18 protein-coding genes are annotated in these 17,791 nt (G+C 70.5%); 5 read left to right on the top strand and 13 right to left on the bottom strand.

Annotated elements, in window-relative coordinates; translation table 11 throughout:
• Window positions 1–9: 9 nt before the first annotated feature.
• Window positions 10–774: an ABC transporter ATP-binding protein gene (locus ACFHYQ_RS21675; RefSeq protein ID WP_394302948.1), complete on the bottom strand. Its 765-nt coding sequence runs from the start codon at window positions 772–774 to the stop codon at window positions 10–12.
• 228 nt (window positions 775–1,002) lie between these two features.
• On the opposite strand from ACFHYQ_RS21675, the gene ACFHYQ_RS21670 reads away from it, so the two are divergent.
• The 5 genes from ACFHYQ_RS21670 to ACFHYQ_RS21650 all read left to right on the top strand — a co-directional run bounded on the left by ACFHYQ_RS21670 (window position 1,003) and on the right by ACFHYQ_RS21650 (window position 6,474).
• Window positions 1,003–2,592: an acyl-CoA carboxylase subunit beta gene (locus ACFHYQ_RS21670; protein ID WP_394302947.1), complete on the top strand. Its 1,590-nt coding sequence runs from the start codon at window positions 1,003–1,005 to the stop codon at window positions 2,590–2,592.
• A gap of 104 nt (window positions 2,593–2,696) precedes the next feature.
• Entirely contained in the window at window positions 2,697–2,888 is a 192-nt protein-coding gene (locus ACFHYQ_RS21665; RefSeq protein ID WP_394302946.1) for an acyl-CoA carboxylase epsilon subunit, read from the top strand.
• Between the two features lie 296 nt (window positions 2,889–3,184).
• The gene (locus ACFHYQ_RS21660) at window positions 3,185–4,120 is read left to right on the top strand and encodes an NYN domain-containing protein (RefSeq protein WP_204016174.1); all 936 of its coding nucleotides are present in this window, start codon (window positions 3,185–3,187) and stop codon (window positions 4,118–4,120) included.
• A gap of 81 nt (window positions 4,121–4,201) precedes the next feature.
• Complete coding sequence (locus tag ACFHYQ_RS21655) at window positions 4,202–5,812, top strand: Ada metal-binding domain-containing protein (protein ID WP_394302945.1); 1,611 nt, start codon at window positions 4,202–4,204, stop codon at window positions 5,810–5,812.
• A gap of 143 nt (window positions 5,813–5,955) precedes the next feature.
• Window positions 5,956–6,474 (top strand): methylated-DNA--[protein]-cysteine S-methyltransferase, encoded by a 519-nt coding sequence (locus ACFHYQ_RS21650; RefSeq protein ID WP_394302944.1) that lies wholly within the window; start codon window positions 5,956–5,958, stop codon window positions 6,472–6,474.
• A 3-nt stretch (window positions 6,475–6,477) separates the two neighbouring features.
• On the opposite strand, the gene ACFHYQ_RS21645 is transcribed toward ACFHYQ_RS21650, so the two are convergent.
• The 12 genes from ACFHYQ_RS21645 to ACFHYQ_RS21590 form a co-directional block, all read right to left on the bottom strand.
• The gene (locus ACFHYQ_RS21645) at window positions 6,478–7,467 is read right to left on the bottom strand and encodes a hypothetical protein (protein ID WP_394302943.1); all 990 of its coding nucleotides are present in this window, start codon (window positions 7,465–7,467) and stop codon (window positions 6,478–6,480) included.
• Window positions 7,464–8,141, bottom strand: coding sequence for a hypothetical protein (locus ACFHYQ_RS21640; RefSeq protein ID WP_394302942.1), 678 nt, complete (start codon window positions 8,139–8,141; stop codon window positions 7,464–7,466). The genes ACFHYQ_RS21645 and ACFHYQ_RS21640 overlap by 4 nt, the downstream gene beginning before the upstream one ends.
• 16 nt (window positions 8,142–8,157) lie before the next feature.
• Entirely contained in the window at window positions 8,158–11,382 is a 3,225-nt protein-coding gene (locus tag ACFHYQ_RS21635; protein ID WP_394302941.1) for a hypothetical protein, read from the bottom strand.
• A 7-nt stretch (window positions 11,383–11,389) separates the two neighbouring features.
• Window positions 11,390–11,830 (bottom strand): pilus assembly protein TadG-related protein, encoded by a 441-nt coding sequence (locus ACFHYQ_RS21630; protein WP_394302940.1) that lies wholly within the window; start codon window positions 11,828–11,830, stop codon window positions 11,390–11,392.
• Between the two features lie 65 nt (window positions 11,831–11,895).
• Window positions 11,896–12,357 (bottom strand): TadE/TadG family type IV pilus assembly protein, encoded by a 462-nt coding sequence (locus tag ACFHYQ_RS21625; protein ID WP_394302939.1) that lies wholly within the window; start codon window positions 12,355–12,357, stop codon window positions 11,896–11,898.
• The gene (locus ACFHYQ_RS21620) at window positions 12,354–12,803 is read right to left on the bottom strand and encodes a TadE/TadG family type IV pilus assembly protein (RefSeq protein ID WP_394302938.1); all 450 of its coding nucleotides are present in this window, start codon (window positions 12,801–12,803) and stop codon (window positions 12,354–12,356) included. The genes ACFHYQ_RS21625 and ACFHYQ_RS21620 overlap by 4 nt, the downstream gene beginning before the upstream one ends.
• The gene (locus tag ACFHYQ_RS21615; protein WP_394302937.1) at window positions 12,793–13,017 is read right to left on the bottom strand and encodes a hypothetical protein; all 225 of its coding nucleotides are present in this window, start codon (window positions 13,015–13,017) and stop codon (window positions 12,793–12,795) included. The genes ACFHYQ_RS21620 and ACFHYQ_RS21615 overlap by 11 nt, the downstream gene beginning before the upstream one ends.
• Window positions 13,017–14,078 (bottom strand): type II secretion system protein, encoded by a 1,062-nt coding sequence (locus ACFHYQ_RS21610; RefSeq protein ID WP_394302936.1) that lies wholly within the window; start codon window positions 14,076–14,078, stop codon window positions 13,017–13,019. The genes ACFHYQ_RS21615 and ACFHYQ_RS21610 overlap by 1 nt, the downstream gene beginning before the upstream one ends.
• The gene (locus tag ACFHYQ_RS21605; protein WP_204016169.1) at window positions 14,075–14,971 is read right to left on the bottom strand and encodes a type II secretion system F family protein; all 897 of its coding nucleotides are present in this window, start codon (window positions 14,969–14,971) and stop codon (window positions 14,075–14,077) included. The genes ACFHYQ_RS21610 and ACFHYQ_RS21605 overlap by 4 nt, the downstream gene beginning before the upstream one ends.
• On the bottom strand, window positions 14,968–16,287 hold the full coding sequence (locus ACFHYQ_RS21600; RefSeq protein WP_394302935.1) for a TadA family conjugal transfer-associated ATPase: 1,320 nt from the start codon (window positions 16,285–16,287) through the stop codon (window positions 14,968–14,970). Before ACFHYQ_RS21600 ends, ACFHYQ_RS21605 begins: the two co-directional genes overlap by 4 nt.
• On the bottom strand, window positions 16,284–17,069 hold the full coding sequence (locus ACFHYQ_RS21595) for a MinD/ParA family ATP-binding protein (protein WP_394302934.1): 786 nt from the start codon (window positions 17,067–17,069) through the stop codon (window positions 16,284–16,286). Before ACFHYQ_RS21595 ends, ACFHYQ_RS21600 begins: the two co-directional genes overlap by 4 nt.
• Before the next feature lies 1 nt (window position 17,070).
• The gene (locus ACFHYQ_RS21590) at window positions 17,071–17,778 is read right to left on the bottom strand and encodes a hypothetical protein (RefSeq protein WP_394302933.1); all 708 of its coding nucleotides are present in this window, start codon (window positions 17,776–17,778) and stop codon (window positions 17,071–17,073) included.
• Between the last annotated feature and the right edge of the window lie 13 nt (window positions 17,779–17,791).

Here is a 17,791-nt window from a genome sequence, read left to right as displayed (position 1 = left end):
GTCTCCCGCTCACGCCGTAGCCGACCCAAGCCACGACAGGCCCTCGTCGCCGTTGCCGCGGGCGCCGACGAGGTCGAGGAACGCCTCGTTGAGGGTCCGCTCACCCCGGACGTCGTCGAGCGGGCCCTGTGCCACGATCCGGCCGCGGTCCATGACCGAGACCCAGTCGCAGAGCCGCTCGACGAGGTCCATCACATGGCTGGAGAAGACCACGGTCGATCCCGAGGCGGTGAACCTGCGCAGGACCTCGGTCAGCGTGTTCGCCGACACGGGGTCCACGCCCTCGAACGGCTCGTCGAGGAAGAGCACACTCGGATTGTGCAGCAGGGCGGCGGCGAGACCGATCTTCTTCCGCATGCCGGTCGAGTAGTCGACCACCAGCTTGTCCTGCGCGTCGACGAGATCCATGACCCGCAGCAGCTCGTCGGCGCGCCTGCCGACCTCGTCCAACGGGATGCCCCGCAGCTGTCCGTTGTAGAGAAGCAGCTCACGGCCGGAGAGCCGCTCGAACAGCCGAAGCCCCTCGGGCAGCACGCCGATGCGTGATTTGACGCTGACGGGATCGGCCCAGACGTTGTGGCCGTCGATCTCGATGAGGCCGCCGTCCGGGCGCAGCAGACCGGTGATCATGCTGAGCGTCGTGGTCTTGCCCGCTCCGTTGGGCCCGACGAGCCCGGTGAAGCTGCCCCTCGGCACGACCAGATCGATCCCGGACACCGCCACCTGCTGCCCGAACCGCTTGAGGAGACCCCGTGTCCGCACCGCTTCCGTCATGCGCCTCACCCTGCCAGATTCCGTCGGCGTCAGTTCCCGCTGTCTCAGCCAACGAACGGCGGTGAGGCCCCGGTTCCGTACGGTCCCGTACGCCGGTCCCGTACGCCGGATTTTCCGGTGGCGTGCGAGGCCACCCCGACGCGGCCCACCGTGAGCGGCTGGTTACCCTGTCCGACATGAGTGCGGAGCGAACCCGCGAAGCGGGCCGGGGGGAGCGGTGATCGGCCGATGAGCACCGAGGCCACCAACGAGATCGATATCCACACGACCGCGGGCAAGATCGCCGATCTGGAGCGGCGCAGGCACGAGGCGGCCCACGCGGGGTCGGCGCGGGCGGTGGAGAAGCAGCACGCCAAGGGCAAGATGACGGCCCGGGAGCGGCTGCTGGCCTTCCTGGACGAGGGCTCGTTCGTCGAGTTCGACGAGTTCGCCAGACACCGTTCGACGAGCTTCGGGCTCGATCGCGAGCGCCCGTACGGCGACGGCGTCGTGACCGGGCACGGCACGGTGGACGGCCGGCCGGTCGCGGTGTTCGCGCAGGACTTCACGGTTTTCGGCGGCTCGCTCGGCGAGGTCTTCGGCGAGAAGATCGTCAAGGTCATGGACCACGCGCTGAAGACCGGCTGCCCGGTGGTCGGCATCAACGACTCCGGCGGCGCCCGGATCCAGGAGGGCGTGGTCTCACTCGGCCTGTACGCCGAGATCTTCAAGCGGAACGTGCACGCCTCCGGCGTGATCCCGCAGATCTCACTGATCATGGGCCCGTGCGCGGGGGGCGCCGTCTACTCCCCCGCGCTGACCGACTTCGTCCTGATGGTTCAGGAAAAGTCGCACATGTTCATCACCGGGCCGGATGTCATCAAGACGGTCACCGGCGAAGAGGTGACCTTCGAGGAACTGGGCGGCGCGCGCACCCACGGCTCGAAGTCCGGCGTGGCCCATTACGAGGCGACCGACGAGAAGGACTGCCTGGAGTTCGCCCGAGCGCTGCTGTCCTACCTGCCGTCCAACAACATGGACGAGGCGCCCGTCTTCGAGGTGGAGGCGCCGCTGGAGACCACCGACGAGGACCGCGAGCTCGACACGCTCATCCCCGACTCGGCCAACCAGCCGTACGACATGCAGCAGGTCATCGCGCACGTGCTGGACGACGGGGAGTTCCTGGAGGTCCACGCGAGCTTCGCGCCGAACATCGTGGTCGGCTTCGGCCGGGTCGACGGCCGGTCGGTCGGCGTGGTGGCCAACCAGCCGATGAGCTTCGCCGGCACGCTCGACATCGCCGCCTCGGAGAAGGCCGCCCGGTTCGTCCGCACCTGCGATGCCTTCAACATCCCGGTGCTGACGTTCGTCGACGTGCCGGGCTTCCTCCCGGGCACCGACCAGGAGTGGAACGGCATCATCCGCCGGGGGGCCAAGCTCCTCTTCGCCTACGCCGAGGCCACCGTGCCCCTGGTGACCGTCATCACCCGGAAGGCGTACGGCGGGGCCTACGACGTCATGGGGTCCAAGCACCTCGGCGCGGACATCAACCTGGCCTGGCCGACGGCCCAGATCGCGGTGATGGGCGCTCAGGGCGCGGTCAACATCCTCTACCGGCGGGAGCTCGCCGAGGCCGACGACGCCGAGGCCGCCCGCGGCCGGTTCATCACCCAGTACGAGGACACGCTGGCCAACCCCTATCTCGCGGCCGAGCGCGGCTACGTCGACGCGGTCATCCACCCCGCGGAGACCCGGGTTCAGATCATCCGCGCGCTGCGCGCCCTCCGCCAGAAGCGGGCCGCGCTGCCGCCGAAGAAGCATGGGAACATCCCGCTGTGACCGGCAGTCCAGACCCGGCGACACCGGAGGTGACCATGCTTCCAGAAACGACGGCGACCCCAGAAACGACGGCGGCCCCAGAAACGACGGCAGAAGGGCCGTTCGTGAAGATCGTGCGTGGCGCGGCGACTCCCGAGGAGGTCGCCGCGCTCGTCGCCGTGCTCGCCGCGATCCCCGGCCCCGAGGCGGGGGCCGTACGGAAATCCGCGAACTGGCGGAACTCGGCATACCAGACGAGAGGGCCGCTGCCGCACGGTTCCGGCGCCTGGCGGAGGGCCTTCTTCCCCGGCGTCTAGGTCGTGTTTCAAAAGTCATGCCCTGCTACGCACGGTCCAGATGGCGCCTCGCTGCGTTGTCGTCGTCGCCCGTAGGCTCCGCTACGGGCTCCTCCTCCGCCTTGCGATGCATCCATCTGGCCCCGCGCTCGCGACGGGCAGCACTTTTGAAACACTCCCTAGACCGGCATCCCCGCGAGCACGGTGCGATTACATCGGCGGAACGGGGTGTCAACCGGCCCAAGAGTTGGGACTATCTAGAAAGTGGGGGAATGATAGTCAGCCCGATCATCTAGTGACGAGTCCTGGAGGACAGCATGGCCATCCCGGACTTCAGCGCACATGGCATTGCCGCGAAGTATGCCGTTCTTGTTGATGTTGGTTACCTCTATGCGGCGGCCGGCGAAGTTCTGTTAGGCGCGAAGGAGCGCAAGGAGTACCGCGTATCGGCCGACGAATTGATCCAGGCGCTCCAGAAGCACGCTCTTGAGCGCATCCCCGGCGAGTTGCTCAGGGTCTACTGGTACGACGCGGCACGTGATCGTGTTCCCACCGTCGACCAACGTGTGATCGCACAACTCCCCTGGGTGAAGGTGCGGCTCGGCAACCTGAACGCCAGGGGGCAGCAGAAGGGCGTGGACGCGCAGATCCGCAGCGATTTGGAAGCACTGGCCAGGCACCACGCGGTGAGCGACACGGTATTGATCGCCGGGGATGAGGACATGGTCCCGGCGGTGGAGGCCGCCCAGGCGTACGGCGTGCGCGTCCACCTTTGGGGGGTCGAGCCGCCGTTCGGTACGAACCAGGCCGAGCGGTTGGTGTGGGAATCGGACACGGTGGAGATCCTGAGTGCCGAGTTTCTGCGTCCGTATTTCACCCGTGCACCGGTTCCGGTACCGGTACCGCCCACGCCGTCGCCCGCTCAGGTGTTCGCCGGTCGTACGGTGAAACCCGTGCCGAAGGCGCCGGTGGGCCAGGTCGCCAAGCTCGGCCCGGGCCGTCCGCGGGTGGAGGAGGTCGGCGAGCATGTCGCGCAGAAGTGGATCCTCACCCGGGGCCGCGACAACATTCGTGATCTGCTGCCCGGCCCCATCCTGCCCACCGTGATCGACACTGAGTTGCTGATCGAGGCCGAGAAGGAGCTTGGACACTCGCTGCGACCCTATCCGGAGGCGCGGGTCTGGCTGCGGGACGGCTTCTGGGCCAGGGTCTACCGCGAGTTCGATCTGGGGGTGGGCATCTCGAGCAAATGACGACCGACAAGTGACGGCGCGGCGCGCTCAGGTCCGATTTCCGCGAGTCCGAGCCCGTGGTCTGCGCATAACGTCGGAAGTGTGACCACACGACAGCTCGACTTCGACACCTGCTATCTGGCGGTGTCCGCGCGTGATCCCCGGTTTGACGGGCGCTTCTACACGGCTGTCACCTCGACGGGCATCTACTGCCGTCCGATCTGTCCTGCTCGTACGCCCGTACGGAGGAACGTGCGGTTCTTCCGGCACGCCGCGGCGGCGGAGGCCGCGGGCTTCCGGCCGTGCCGCCGCTGCCGCCCAGAGCTGAGCCCCGGTGACCCCGGCTGGAACGTACGCGCCGACGTGGTGGGACGGGCGCTCCGCCTGATCGACGACGGCGTGGCCGACGACCAGGGCGTCTCCGGTCTGGCCCGGCGGCTGCACGTGACCGAGCGGCACCTGCACCGGCTGTTCGTCGCCGAGATCGGGACCGGCCCGCTCGCGGTCGCCCGGACCAGACGTCTGCTGCTCGCCAAGCAACTCCTCACCGAAACCTCCCTGCCCATCACCGATGTGGCGTTCGCCGCCGGATTCGGCAGTGTCCGGCAGTTCAACGCCGCGATGAAGGAGTCGTACGGCTTCGCTCCCACCGAACTGAGAAATGGCGATCTCAGACACGGCGAGCTCACAGGTCCCGCCTTCGCGCGGAGGGGCCATGCGGTGTCCGCGACTGTGACGGGCGACTCGACGCGCCCATGTGCCGCCACCGGGCTGACCCTCCGGCTCACCCACCGCATGCCTTACGACGCGCACTCCGTGCTGCGCTTCCTCGCGGCCCGGGCGATCCCCGGCATGGAGAGCGTCACCTGGTCCGGCGACGGCCCGGAAAACGCGCAGCCGGCCGGAATGCCCGCCGAACCTGGCATATCGACGCGTGCCGAGGTAACGAGCTACTCCCGGGTGATCCCCGGCGGAGCACTCACGCTGACGCCCGCCGACGACCACATCCGGCTGCTCGTGCACACCGATGACATGCGGCAGCTCGCCAAAATCGTGTCACGCTGCCGGCGGCTGCTCGACCTGGACGCCGACCCGGAGGCGGTCGCCACCGTCCTCGGCGCCACAGCGCTGGGCCCGCTTGTGGCGCTGCGGCCCGGTCTGCGGGTGCCGGGCGCGTTCGACGGGTTCGAGCTGGCGGTGCGGGCCGTCGTCGGCCAGCAGATCTCGGTCGCCGGAGCCCGCACCATCCTGGGCCGCATCGCCGTACTGGCCGGGACGTCCGGCGACCCCGGTCCCAGCTGGGATCAGAACGCCGGATCGGTTCTCTTCCCTTCGGCCGAGCAGCTGGCCGAAGCCGACCTGTCCGGGCTGGGGCTCACCACCCGTCGCATCGCGACGTTGCGGGCGCTGGCCGAGGCCGTCGTCGCCGGGGAGATCGACCTCGACGGCGCCCAGGACCCCGCGGACGCCACGGCCAGACTGTTGCGGATCCCCGGCATCGGGCCGTGGACGGCGGGCTACATCGCCCTGCGCTCGCTGCGCGACCCGGACGCCTGGCCGACGGGCGACCTGGTGTTGAAGAAGGCCATGGCCGCCCTCGGCATCCCGGCCGAGGAGGTCGAACACTGGCGCCCCTGGCGCGCCTACGCCGCCCTCCACCTCTGGACCCCACCCCACCCCCCCACCGTGATCTTGCGAAAACTCGCAGAGTAGTGCCCTGACCTGCACACTTCCATGTCGTGATCTTGCAGAAACTCGCAGAAACCGCTGCTGACCTGCGAAAACCCAATTTATGATCTTGCACTTTGCCGGTACCAACGGCACTAGCTTCAGAAGAAGAAGGAGGAACGACCGCCATGCCGGTGATCATTGCCCAGGTCGTGCCCACACCAGTGGGTCCGCTCTCGTTACTCGCCCACGACGGGGTCCTCGTCGCCGCGGGCTTCACCGCCGACCCCCGCGAGATGTTCGTACGGCTCCCGCCGGCGTTACGGGATCTCGCCCTAAAAGAGGGTGACCTCGCCGACGCGGCGCAGGCCGTACGGGACTATCTCGACGGGAAACTGGACGCGCTCGACCGGGTCCCGGTCGAGCAGCCCGGCACGCCCACCAGGCAGCGGCTGTACGAGGCGCTACGGGCCGTGCCCGCCGGGGTGACCGTGTCGTACGGCCTGCTCGCGGAGAAGGCCGGCCTGCCCAGAACGGCGGCGCGGGCCGCGGGGTCGGCCTGCGCGCAGAACCTCATCGCCCCGTTCGTGCCCTGCCACCGGGTGCTGCCCTCGTCAGGCGGCTACGGCGGCTACTACTACGGCACCCACGTCAAAGAATGGCTGCTCGCCCACGAGCACCGCTCCCGGGAGAGCGACAAGGGTTGAGGCTCAGTTCGTGACGATGGTCTGGACTTCGTCGACCGGGACATCGCGGGAGGCCGACACCCGGATCGGGGCATAGGTGAGCGCTGTCGCGTCGCCGCCCGTGGTGCTACCCGTGACGTTCCAGACCGCCGTCACCGTGAGCGTGTAAGCCTTGCGCGGCTGGTCGATCGACGCCCGCAGATACTGCACGCCGCATCTGAACTCCTCACCCTTCTTGTACGGGTGGCCGGTGGTGCCGCAATCCTTGCCGATCTTCGCCCGGTCGTCGGTGGTGCCCGACTTGATCTCCAGGGCCTGCGGCGTCGCGGTCACGGTCGCGGACATGACTCCCGGCAGCGTGGCCGTCACGGTCCGGGGCGTCGTCTGTGCACTCTCCAGCCAGACCCAGGTCTCCAGGTTGACGTAGCTCTTCGCGTCGGGACTGAGCTTGATCTTTGGCTCCGGCACGGTCAGCGCGGCCCGGGCGAGTTGCAGAAGTTGCTCAGCTGTGATCCCTCCAGCCGGAGTGGTCCCGTCGCTCGCCCAGATCGGCTCCGCCAAGCCCGCATAACACGCTTCGGCTCCCGGGTCACTCCAGTTGGCGGCGGGGCCCCACCACATGCCCTTCTCGCCGAGCTTGCGGCGGGACTCCTCCACAGCCTCGTTCGACACTCCCCGCTCACTGGGGGGCAGGGAGATGTCCTGCTTTCTTTCGGTGACCCTTTTCCGGCGCAGCTCCTCGGCCGTCATCATCGGCTCGCGCCAGCAGGGGCGAGGCATCCGATAGCCATCGCTCTTGAGACCCTTGCCGACAAGACCGTTGCCGGAGAGAGCGATGGAGGAATTCCTCAGGTGCACCCCGGCCCTGAGCCCACGCTGGAAGCCCTTCACCTGCGTGCGCTGTCGTTTCACCGGAGGTTCGGGATCATGGGGCACCGGGGCGGTGAGCACACTCGTGGTCAGCACACCTCCAGCCAGTGCGGCGGCCAGCAGCGATGTCAGCCCGGCGTTCATCGGACGCACTCCTTCGCGTACTCATCCGGATAGTCCGCGAAGCGATACCGGACGACGATCCAGCGGCCGTCGTCCTCATGCCGTAACGACGCGGAGTAGAGAAAGATCGACTCTGGCCGCTTGATCCAGTCGGGCTGCTTGGCCAGGAGCTTTCCCTGCCAGTCGGTGACCCGCAGGCCGGACTGGTTCAGACAGGCGGCGACCTGGGCGCCCGGCTCCACCTCGGCAACCACCCGCAGCGAGTACAGCTTGATCACACCCTTCGCCGAGAGCTTCTCATCGACGTACGAGTGCACCCACTTGACCGCGCCTCGCTTCGCGTCGTCCACGACGCCCTCGGTGTAGGACAGGTCCTTGCCGTGGCTGGTGATGGCCCGCCACTGGGCCCGGTAGTCGTCGACGAATGCCTTGAGCAGCGCTTTGTGCTTCGAGCTGAGCCCCTCCGGCCATTCGACCCGGATCTCGGGCCCCGCCGCCCCGTCGGTCCCGTCCGCCGCGGCGGACGGTGTCGCCGCCTCCCGCGTCTCCGCTCCGGGAGAGATCTCGACGACGCCGCGCGGGGTGAAACCGCGATCCGCGTCGGCCCGGCCGCAGCCGGCCGCCGACGCCAGCAGCGCGCACCCCGACAGGGTGGCGAGAGCGAATCTCGCGGTCACCCCGTGCTGTTTCTTCATCGACACATGGACTCCATCAGGCGAGACGAGAGGTCGGGAGGTCCTGGGCCGGGGCGCGGCGCCAGCTGGGCAGCAGCTCGTCGATCAGCGCCTCGGTCTCGGAGGCCATCCCGCCGCCGTACGGATGGGAGGCGGCCCGCCGCCCCAGGCCGTCGGCGACGGCGCGCAGCCGCGTCAGGTCACCGGTCGCGTGTGCCGCCCGCAGCATGTCGCGCCAGAGTCCCTCGTCGTCGGCCGCCAGCAGCAGGCCCGCCCTGGCCGCCGCCATCGCCGCGTCCGGGTCGCCCTGTCCCAGGCGGATCTCGCACAGCGCGTGCGCCGCGTCGGCCACCCACGCCGTCACGTCGTACTCGAGCGGATCGGCCGCGAGCCAGGCGTACCGCTTGCCCGGCCTGCCGTTCAGCAGCGGCCCGCGCACCAGCCGCAGCGCCCGGTCCAACAGCTCGGCCTCCGCCTCGCGGAGCCGTACGGCTTCCGCCTCGCCCTCCGAACCGGTGCTCGCCACCGCTCGGCGGACCAGATCCTGGAAGAGCCGCCAGTCGGTACGGATCCCGGGGCCGAGCCGCAGCCGGCCGGAGTCGTCGAGGAGAAGATGCGGCCGCCCCCTTGAGTCGCTGCCCAGCCATTCGGCCACCCGCGTGATGGTCGCGTCGCGGACCGCCTTCTGCACTCCCCGCGGCCACAGGACGCCGCCGAGCACGACCGGGTGGACTCCCTCCGGATGAGTGGCCAGATAGACGACCATCTCGTGGGCGAGGGCCGCCCTCCCCTCTTCCAGCGGTTCGACCGAGGTGATCTCTATCGCGCCGAGGATCCGTACCTCGATCTCGGGCGGCTCGTCGGGCAGGCGCTCGGCCGCGCCACCGCTGATCGTGAGCGGCTCGCCCTCGGCCTGCTGTGCCGTACGGACCAGGTCCACGACGGCGTCGTAGTGCCTGCGCGGCAGCAGGTGGGCGTCGACCTCGAAGCCGAGCGCGTCCAGCCGGGCCCGGCCGGTCTCGGTGATCTCCCAGGTCCAGGTCGCGTGCGGCACCTCACCTGTGAGCACGAAGCCGTTCGCCGTCCTCCTGCCCTTGTCGAGCATGGTGCCCTTGCCGAGCACGGCGAGGCGGCGTGCCTCGTCGTCGTCGGGTCTGATGGCCGACAGCAGGTAGTGCGGGGTCCACGCCGGGTCGGCCACCCGACCGTGGATCCGGCCGGTCAGGACGTCGCCTCCCGGCCGGGCGTCTCCATCCGGCGAGCCTGCCTCGGCGGCCGTGCTCTCCAACTCGGGCAGGACCTCGGCCAGGCTGCCGGCCGTCCTGATCCGCTCGGGCGCGAGTGCGGTGAGCTCCTCGCCGAAGCCGACGAGCGTGATGCGCATGTCGTCGGACCATCGGTTGGTCGCCAGCTCCACGGCCAGCGCGGACAGGGCCGCGACGGTGTTCGCGCCGGTCATGCTGATCAGCCCGTGCGCGGCCTCCAGGTCGACGAGCACCCTGCCGCCGTCCTGGCCGATGCCCAGCGAGACCAGGCCCGGATAGGGGGCGGGGACGTCGGCCAGCGCATGCCCGTCGATCCGCCGCCCCTCGTGCGTCGGTAGCCGCCACACCTGCCCGCCGTCGCACGCCTCCCATGGTTGCGGGGCGTTCTCGTCGGCCGGATGGATCCACAGGTCGAGGCCCCGGTCGGACAGGTGCGCGGCGTAGATCGTGGGCGGATGCGCGCCGCGCTCGGCCAGGAGCCTGCCGAGCAGCCGCAGGCCCAGGTCGAGCATTCTGCTGCCGGGGGCGTCCGCGCCGAGGCGGATGGCGACCTCGGCGTCGGCCGCGTCCCCCTGTGGGCGTGCGATCCGCCATCCGAACGCCCGCCGCCACAGCTGCTCTCTGCGTCTGCGGCCGAGCACGGCGAGCAGCCCGGCGCCGGCCAGTGTCGCGGCGGCCAGGTAGTCGAGCAGTTCCAGCCCGGTGGCCGCTTCATCCTGGCCCGACTCGCCCTGCCCGTCGGCCGACCGGGCTATCGGCGGTTTCTCTGCCGGTGCCGCGGTGGGGTGAACCGTGGCCGTCGCCGTGGGCTCGGAGGCGGCGGGCGGCGGGGTGACGAGGGACGGCTTATGTTGAGGCCTGTCATGTTGAGGTCTGCCGGGTTCCAGCCTGTTGATGTCCGGCCTGGCGGTGTCGGCCTTCGCGGTGCGGGATTCGGCATGCCCGGCATCGGCGGAATCGGGCTGCGTGTACTGGGTGCGCCCGTCGAGCTCCGCCGGCTTGTCCCGATGCTCCTTGAGGATCTCCGGCCGCTCCTCGTCCACAGGGACGATATGGATATTTCTTGCGTCGTCCGGCATGTCGAGCACCCAGCCGGGCCGGATGAGATCGGCGATGTGCAGGCGGCTGCCATCCGGCTGCACCTTGTGCTTGTTCAGCCGGTAGATCTCGGGATAGCGGCGCCCCTCTCCCAGGCACTTTTCCGCGATCTCCCACAGGCTCTCGTGATGGCGCCCGTGCGGCGGCTGCACGACGTAGACCTTCTTGACCTCCCGGGCATGCAGGGGCGCCTGTTCCGCTTCGGCGGCGACCGGTGCGGACAGCGCCGCCGTCTGGGCCGTCACCTGGGGCTGAATCGATGCGGGTGCGGGTGCGGTCGCCCGAGAGAACGGCACGGCCATCGCCGTCACCGTGAACAGCAACAGCGCCGCGGAGACCAACCGGTGGGCGAGGGCCTGGGGGCCACCTGACAGGGGAACCCGGGCCGGCATGCCGACGCGGCGCAACCCGCCGTACACCTCGACGATCACGCACAGGAAGAGCTGGAACCAGGCGAGCCACACCAGGAGGACCAGGATCCCGATGATCGCCTCCGGACCGACCCGGCTGGTGAGCAGATCGAGGTTCAGCAGTTCCGGCGACAGGGGCGGGCCGGCCAGCCTGATCAGCGCGTACGGCACGCCGCCCACGAGCCCGACGAGGGCGAGCAGCGCGCCGAGGCCGGAGAAGATGTCACGGGCCCGCCGCCTGGACGGAATGCGGACCGGTCGGCGGTCCCGCCGCGCCTCGGCCCCGCGCTGCGTCTGCCCGAAGGGCCGATAGTCGGCGGGCCTCGAGGGGATGGAGCCCGGGGTGTCCGGCCTGGCACCCGCGTCAGGTCGGGTGTTCGCGGTCGATCTCGTGTTCGTGGCTCCACGGCCACGTGGTCGTTCCCCCGCGGACTCCGGCCAGCGGCGCAGGGGCTCACGAGGGCCGGGGGATGTGGACTTTTGCGACATTTCTGCCTCATCCCTCCCCAACGTTCAGGCCGCCCGATGTCCGGGCCAGGGCGGCGGTGCCCGTGCTGGGTGCGGCCGTCGCGGCGGCCTCCATATCGGAGCCGTTGAAACCCAGCACTCCGAGGAAGTAGGCGTCCCAGTGAACCGCCACCCCGACGGTCACCTCCGTCTGGCCGCCCGCTTCGCATCGGGTCATCCGCACCCCGTTGGCCTGATGCGCGCCCACGATCTCCTCGGCACGTCCGCAGAGATCTCCGCCCGCGGAGAGCAGGCGGATCTCGCCGGTCGTCCGCAGGATCTCCTGGTCGATCTGGTCGGCGGCGCCGCGTGCGGCCTGCTCCGCGATGTCGGCGGCCTTGAGCCGCGCGTTGATCGCCGACCCGCCGTCGACCAGCAGGCCGGCGAGAAGGAACACGGCAGCCGAGAAGATGACCACGAACACCGACATGGACCCTCGGTCCACCTCATCGCAGGCCCCGCCGGAGGAAGCATTCCTGAAACCACGCCAACGGCTCATTGCTCGTACCTCCGGAACCGCTCCAGGGGCACGACGGAGTCGCCCGTCATCTGCTTGGCCCCACTGAAACCGAGGAAGCCCAGGTCGAGTTGGCACGTCACGGTCGCCTTGACGACCCCGCCCGCCTTCCAGTCGGTCCCCGACAGGCTGACCTGCGGGGAGCAGCCGCCCGACAACGAGGACTGCGCGACCTCCGTCGCGGCCGACTCGGCTTCGGAGAGGCTCCGCTGGACCGAGGCGGCCCTGGCCGCGTCCCTGGCTGCGCCGTTGACCTCCCCCTGCGCCTCCACGATCCGCCCGGCCCCGACCAGGAACAGCAGGAACAGCAGGAGAACCGGGGCGAGCATCACCGTCTCGGCCGTCATCGAACCGGCCTCCGTCGAACCGGCCCCCATCGAACCGGCCTCCGTCGAACCGGCCTCGGCCCGGCCGTCGGCGGAGGTGTCGGCGCGTCTCATTCGCAGCCTTCCGAGCCGTCGTCGGGACGGAAACATTCGATCGGACCGCCGAAGTGCGCGGTGACCTCGAAGGTCGTCTCGGGCAGCAGCGGCACCACCTGTACGGCGGTGGCGGTCACGTCGACGCCCCGCTGGTCGCCCTTCTCCCATGCCTGCACCTGGGCGTTCCGCAGCAGCTTGGGCCCGACCGCCTGGATGATCTGCCTGGCCTTCGCCTCCGCCCCGCTCTGCCAGCCGTCGGAGGTGCCGGCAGCGCGGGCGATGCGGGCCCCCTCCCGCGCGGCGGCGTCCGCCACCTGCCGACCGTGGAACCAGAGCGTGAACTGGACGACCAGCAGCACCACGGCCAGGATGACCGGCATGAGCATGGCGAGCTCGATCACCGTCGCGCCACGCTCGCTCGCTGCTCTGCGTCCTGAGCTCCGATCCCTCGGCTCACTGCTCATTCAGGCCACCGCCGCCACCGCCGAAGTTGGAGGTGATCTCGCCCTCCTTCCCGGCGACGAGGTTCTTGATGAGCGTGGCGAGACCCAGGGCGACCCCGGCGATGATCGCCGTGATGATCACCCATTCGACCGCCGAGGCTCCCCTGCTGGGAGCGTTCCTGGCACGGTCGATCCGTACGCGCAGCACGGCGATCAGGTAGTGCAACCAGAGCATCAGGACCCCAACATCTTCATCGCTGCCGGAAAACTAAGGAAGAGCACGAAGCCGGCGCACAGCAGGAGCTGCGCCACCAGCATCGACTGAGACCGTTCACCCGCCTTGCCCTCGACCTCGGCGAGCTCGCGGCGCCGCAGGGTGGCCGCGCGAGCGGTGAGCGAGGCCCGCACCTTCGCACCGTCGTCGGCGACGAGTCCGAGCGCCGCGGACAGATCCCGCAGCTCATCCACGTTGATCTCGTCGCCGAGCTGGCCGAGCGCCTGCCACGGGGTGATGCCGACGATCCGGGCGTTGGACAGCGCCTCACGGATCCGCTCCATCGCCCAGTTGGAGCCCGCCGCCGGGGGACCGGCGCCGTCGGCACCCGTACCCGTGCCGCCGGCTGCCCTGTCCCCTGCCCCCGTGCCCGTCCCCGCCGGGGCCGGCCTGCCGTGGGGCAGCGGATCGGCGGCGGACCTGGGGTTACCGGCAGGCCTGGGGTTACCGACGGACACCGCCATCATCAGCGCCTCGGGAACGCCGCGCCCGCCCGCGAGGTTCATGGAGACGAGGTCGAGGAAGGCGCCCACCGCGTGCCGGAAGTCGCGCCGCCGGTCGGCCGCGTCGCGCTTGATCTGCACATCGGGGAGCAGGAAGAAGACCACGCTCACCAGGAGCGTGGACCAGAACGGCACCTGCGCCGACATGCCCCAGCCCATGAGCGCGAGCCAGGCGAAGAGGATCGGGAAGGCCAGCAGCCCCGAGACACCGAGCAGGACCTTCGTGGCCAGGAACCCCTCGAAGGATTTCCCCAGCAGGGCGAGGTCGGCCTTGGTCGAGCGCGCCTCCCAGCCGCGGGCCGCGTAGAAGCGCGCGAGCCGTTCGCCCAGGCCGCGCCGGAACGGGCTGACGTTCTCCTCGGGAGCGATGAGCGGCGCTCGCGGAGCCGCGGTGCCGTCGCGGGCGACGTCGAGTGCGGCGAGCCTGGCGACGAGCCCGGGCCTCGGCGGGAACAGCGCCCTGATCAGGAGGAAGATCCCGATGCCGAGCACGCCTCCCGCGAGCACGGTCTCAATCATCCGGCCTCCTTCTGCCTGACCGGCGGACGGTGATAGGGGGCGAGGATGCGGGCGGGCTTGTCGAACCGGGCCAGCCGCCGCATCCAGGCGAACCCGGCGCCGAACAGGCCCGCGACCACGACCAGCACGGCCTGGCCGAGCGGGTTGCCGTACTCCTCCACATACGACCGGTTGAAGATGACCAGGGCGCCGGCGAAGGCGAGAGCCGTACCGACCACGATCTGCACGCTCTTGCGGGTCGATCTCCGCTCGGCCTCGACCCTCCGCCGCATGTCGAGCTCCTCCCGGGCCGACACCGCCAGAGCGGACAGCACGTCCCGCAGCCCGGGGCCACGCAGCCGCGAGTTGAGGATGAGGGCGGCGACCACCAGATCGGCCGAGGTGTCGTCGAGTTCGTCGGCGAACATCCGCAGCGCGTCGGGCAGCGGCATCCGGGTGTGCAGCCGGTCGACGAGCGTCCGCAGCTGTGGCTGCAGTGTGGGGGCGGCCGCCCGGACCGACGACGGGATGGCCTGTTCCAGGCCGGCGGCCCCGGCGATGGTGTCGCGCAGCGACTCCGTCCAGGCGGCCAGCGCCTCCAGCCGTCGCATCGCCGCGCGTTCCTCCGCGGCGCCGCCGGTCAGGCCTCGCCAGGCGAGGACCAGGAGCACCGATCCCCCCGCGATGACCGCCCACCGGGTCACCGCCAGGACGACCACTCCGGTGATCAGGGCGACGGTCGTCCTGGTGGTGAGGGCGCGCAGCAGCCGCACCCGGTTCGCCCTGCCCTCCGGGCGGGCCGGCCTGGGTCGCGTGCCGTGCAGGGAGAGGCCCAGCAGGAACAGCCCGCCGCCGATCACCGCTCCGGCCGGCAGCACCAGTGGGTCGAACGCTCCGAAGAGTCCGGCGTTCATCGCCACCCTCCCTGCGCGGGGTCGTAGCCGTGATAGGCCAACTCTGTGGCGCAGGAGATCGGGGCGTGCGGCACCAGCTGATCTCCGGACATGGTGAACACCTCCGAGGAGAGCACCCGGCCGTCGACCCCGGTCACCTCGCGGACGCTGGAGACGTACCGCCGCAGCCCGCCGCCCCGGTGATAGTCGTTGCGTTTCTCGATGAACACGACGAAGTCGATCGCCCCCGCGATCAGCATGTGCGTGGCCTCGATCGGCAGCCGCTCCTCGGCCTGCAGCGCGTAGGTGGCGATGCGGTTGAACACCTCCATGCTGGAGTTGGCGTGGATGGTCGACAGCGACCCGTCGTTGCCCTGGGTCATCGCGTTGAGCATCGTGACGATCTCGTCGCCGAGCACCTCGCCCACGATCACCCGGGACGGGTTCATCCGCAGCGAGCGCCGCACCAGCTCGGCCATGGTGATCTCGCCCTGGCCCTCCGAGTTCGGCAGCCGGTGCTCGAAGGCCACGGCGTTCGGATGCAGCTCGGGGAACTGGTCGAGCCCCAGCTCCAGCGCCCGCTCCACGGTGATCAACCGCTCGTGCGGCGGGATCTCGTTGGCCAGTGCGCGCAGCAGGGTGGTCTTGCCCGCGTTCGTCGACCCCGCGATCATGATGTTCTTGCGGGCCGCCACCGCCGCCGACAGGAACCGGCCCAGCTCCGGCACGAGCGTGCCGTTGCCGACCAGATCGCTGAGGAAGACCTTGCCCAGGCGGGCGCGGCGGATCGACAGCGCCGGCCGGACGGTCACGTCCATCACCGCGGACAACCGCGACCCGTCCGGCAGGCGCAGGTCGAGCTGGGGGTTGGCCGTGTCGAACGGCCTGGACGACAGTCCCGAATACGCCGCCAGGACCTGGATGAGCTCGATCAGCTCCTCGTCGGTGTCGGCGACCGGGTCGGCCAGCACCTCGCGGCCGTCGGCGTAACCGACGAAGACCCGGTCGCAGCCGTTGACGTCGATGTTCTCGATCTCGGTGTCGTCCAGCAGCGGCTGCAGCCGGCCCACGCCGAACAGCGCGGCGTGGATCCCCCCGGCGAGCGCCTCCTCTTCTTCGGCGGTCGGCGGCGTGCGGCCCACGCCGATCTCGCCGCGGGCGTACTCCTCAAGAACCTGCGCGATCAGCGCGCGGGCGAACTGTCGCTCGTCCTCGCCGGTCATCGGCGGCAGCCCGCTGGCCTGGTCCAGCCGCCGCTGGTGTGCCAGGCGGTCTCCGACCTCCTGCCGGAACCGCTTCACCAGGCCGTGGTCGACGGGCCGCTGCTCCACATTCATGATGTCGCCCCCTTCGTCGGCCTCGTGCCGCCCTGGGCGTCGGAGGCGGCGACATCGGCCGTCAGCTGGGCCATGAGCCGCCCGGCCAGATCCCGTGCGGTCCGAATGAGCAGGCTGCGGTCGAGCCGACCGCCCCACTGTCCGCGCAGCAGCTCCGCACCCTTCGGATCATGTGCCAGGCCGCCGACGAACGTGACGTCCCAGCCGGAGACGATCCGCCGGACCTCCTCGATCGAGGCGCGGTACGCCCTGGGATCGGCGATCACCACCACGCCGGCCCGCCGGCCCAGCAGCGTCAGCCGTTCCCGGAGGTGGGCGACGTGGTCGAGGCTGGCCCGGGTGAACAGCACCACCTCGTCGGCCTCGGCGATCAGGTCGTTCATCTGCGGGTGCGACCCGAGCCGGCCGCAGTCGGCCAGGACGTCCGCGCCCGGCAGCGCCGCCAGCGAGCGCCCGAGCGGTCCCCACAGCCAGGTCAGCCCCGCCGCCTGCTCTGCGTTGGTGAGCCCGGTGAGCACGTCGAGGCCGCCGACGAGCCGCTGCGTGTGCTCGTAGATCAGCTCGGCGCGCAGCCCCCGCCTCGCCACGGCACCCAGGCTGAGCAGGCCCCGGCCCGGATTGAGCACGCCCACGTCCTCCCCCGGCAGCCGGTAGGCCAGGTCGCCTCCCGACGGGTCGCACTCGGCCAGCAGCACCGGCCGGGGCCACACCGCGCCGAGGGCGGTCGCCGCGGTGGTCACACCGGGCGCTCCCTTGTCTGCCGCGAGGACGATGAGCGCCACGTCACTTCACTCCGGGAAGCTTGATCAGGGCGACCTGCCCGTTTGAGGCGTGCTGGGCGATGGCCGGCGCGGCGGAGGTGTCCACGCGCACCGTGAACAGCCCGCTTCCCCCGGTCCGGCCGGGGGTGGGGATGCTGTGGACGCGTGCGGCGGTGGCGAGCACCCGCCGCTGCCCGCCGTCCGTCCCCTGGTCCGTGCCCTTGTCGGCACCCGCGACGTAGATCACCTGGACGACGTCGCCCACTTGCAGGCCGACCGGCAGCTGCCCGGGCTTGAGCGCGAGGCCGACGAGCGCCTTGCCCGGTCCCACGTCGCCGCTGGACTCGGCCACCATCGTCTCGGTCAGCAGCGTGCCGGGCAGCAGGGTCACCGCGGCGTACCCCTTGGCGACGCTCTCGCGGTCGCGCCACAGGACCCGGGCGATGCCGGTGTCGGCGATCTCCACCTCCTCCAGCGCGGACATCGGGATCGACTGTCCCGCCCCGACCTGCTGGCCGACCCGGATGGCCGACACCCGTTCGCCGCTGCGCATCACCAGCAACGTGGTCGCCAGGGCGCCGCCCAGGATGAGGAGCACGGCGAGCGCCGCGAGCGCGGGCCTGCGCTCCCTGGGCGAGACGGGAAGCTTGCGAGACGCGGGCCCGGACAGTCCGGACCGCTCACTCACCGCGCCGCGACCGTCCTGCGACGCCTTCTCGCTGATCCTCATCTGTTCGGGGGCT

The sequence above is a fragment of the Sphaerimonospora cavernae genome (genome assembly GCF_042435035.1).
GTDB lineage: Bacteria > Actinomycetota > Actinomycetes > Streptosporangiales > Streptosporangiaceae > Sphaerimonospora > Sphaerimonospora cavernae.
This window is presented reverse-complemented; position numbering and strand designations above follow the sequence as displayed.

Coding starts and splice junctions, on each gene's coding strand:
- ACFHYQ_RS21675 (WP_394302948.1), bottom strand. CDS start 774: ATGACGGAAGCGGTGCGGACACGGGGTCTCCTCAAGCGGTTCGGGCAG.
- ACFHYQ_RS21670 (WP_394302947.1), top strand. CDS start 1,003: ATGAGCACCGAGGCCACCAACGAGATCGATATCCACACGACCGCGGGC.
- ACFHYQ_RS21660 (WP_204016174.1), top strand. CDS start 3,185: ATGGCCATCCCGGACTTCAGCGCACATGGCATTGCCGCGAAGTATGCC.
- ACFHYQ_RS21650 (WP_394302944.1), top strand. CDS start 5,956: ATGCCGGTGATCATTGCCCAGGTCGTGCCCACACCAGTGGGTCCGCTC.
- ACFHYQ_RS21645 (WP_394302943.1), bottom strand. CDS start 7,467: ATGAACGCCGGGCTGACATCGCTGCTGGCCGCCGCACTGGCTGGAGGT.
- ACFHYQ_RS21640 (WP_394302942.1), bottom strand. CDS start 8,141: ATGAAGAAACAGCACGGGGTGACCGCGAGATTCGCTCTCGCCACCCTG.
- ACFHYQ_RS21635 (WP_394302941.1), bottom strand. CDS start 11,382: ATGTCGCAAAAGTCCACATCCCCCGGCCCTCGTGAGCCCCTGCGCCGC.
- ACFHYQ_RS21630 (WP_394302940.1), bottom strand. CDS start 11,830: ATGTCGGTGTTCGTGGTCATCTTCTCGGCTGCCGTGTTCCTTCTCGCC.
- ACFHYQ_RS21625 (WP_394302939.1), bottom strand. CDS start 12,357: ATGAGACGCGCCGACACCTCCGCCGACGGCCGGGCCGAGGCCGGTTCG.
- ACFHYQ_RS21620 (WP_394302938.1), bottom strand. CDS start 12,803: ATGAGCAGTGAGCCGAGGGATCGGAGCTCAGGACGCAGAGCAGCGAGC.
- ACFHYQ_RS21615 (WP_394302937.1), bottom strand. CDS start 13,017: ATGCTCTGGTTGCACTACCTGATCGCCGTGCTGCGCGTACGGATCGAC.
- ACFHYQ_RS21610 (WP_394302936.1), bottom strand. CDS start 14,078: ATGATTGAGACCGTGCTCGCGGGAGGCGTGCTCGGCATCGGGATCTTC.
- ACFHYQ_RS21605 (WP_204016169.1), bottom strand. CDS start 14,971: ATGAACGCCGGACTCTTCGGAGCGTTCGACCCACTGGTGCTGCCGGCC.
- ACFHYQ_RS21600 (WP_394302935.1), bottom strand. CDS start 16,287: ATGAATGTGGAGCAGCGGCCCGTCGACCACGGCCTGGTGAAGCGGTTC.
- ACFHYQ_RS21590 (WP_394302933.1), bottom strand. CDS start 17,778: ATGAGGATCAGCGAGAAGGCGTCGCAGGACGGTCGCGGCGCGGTGAGT.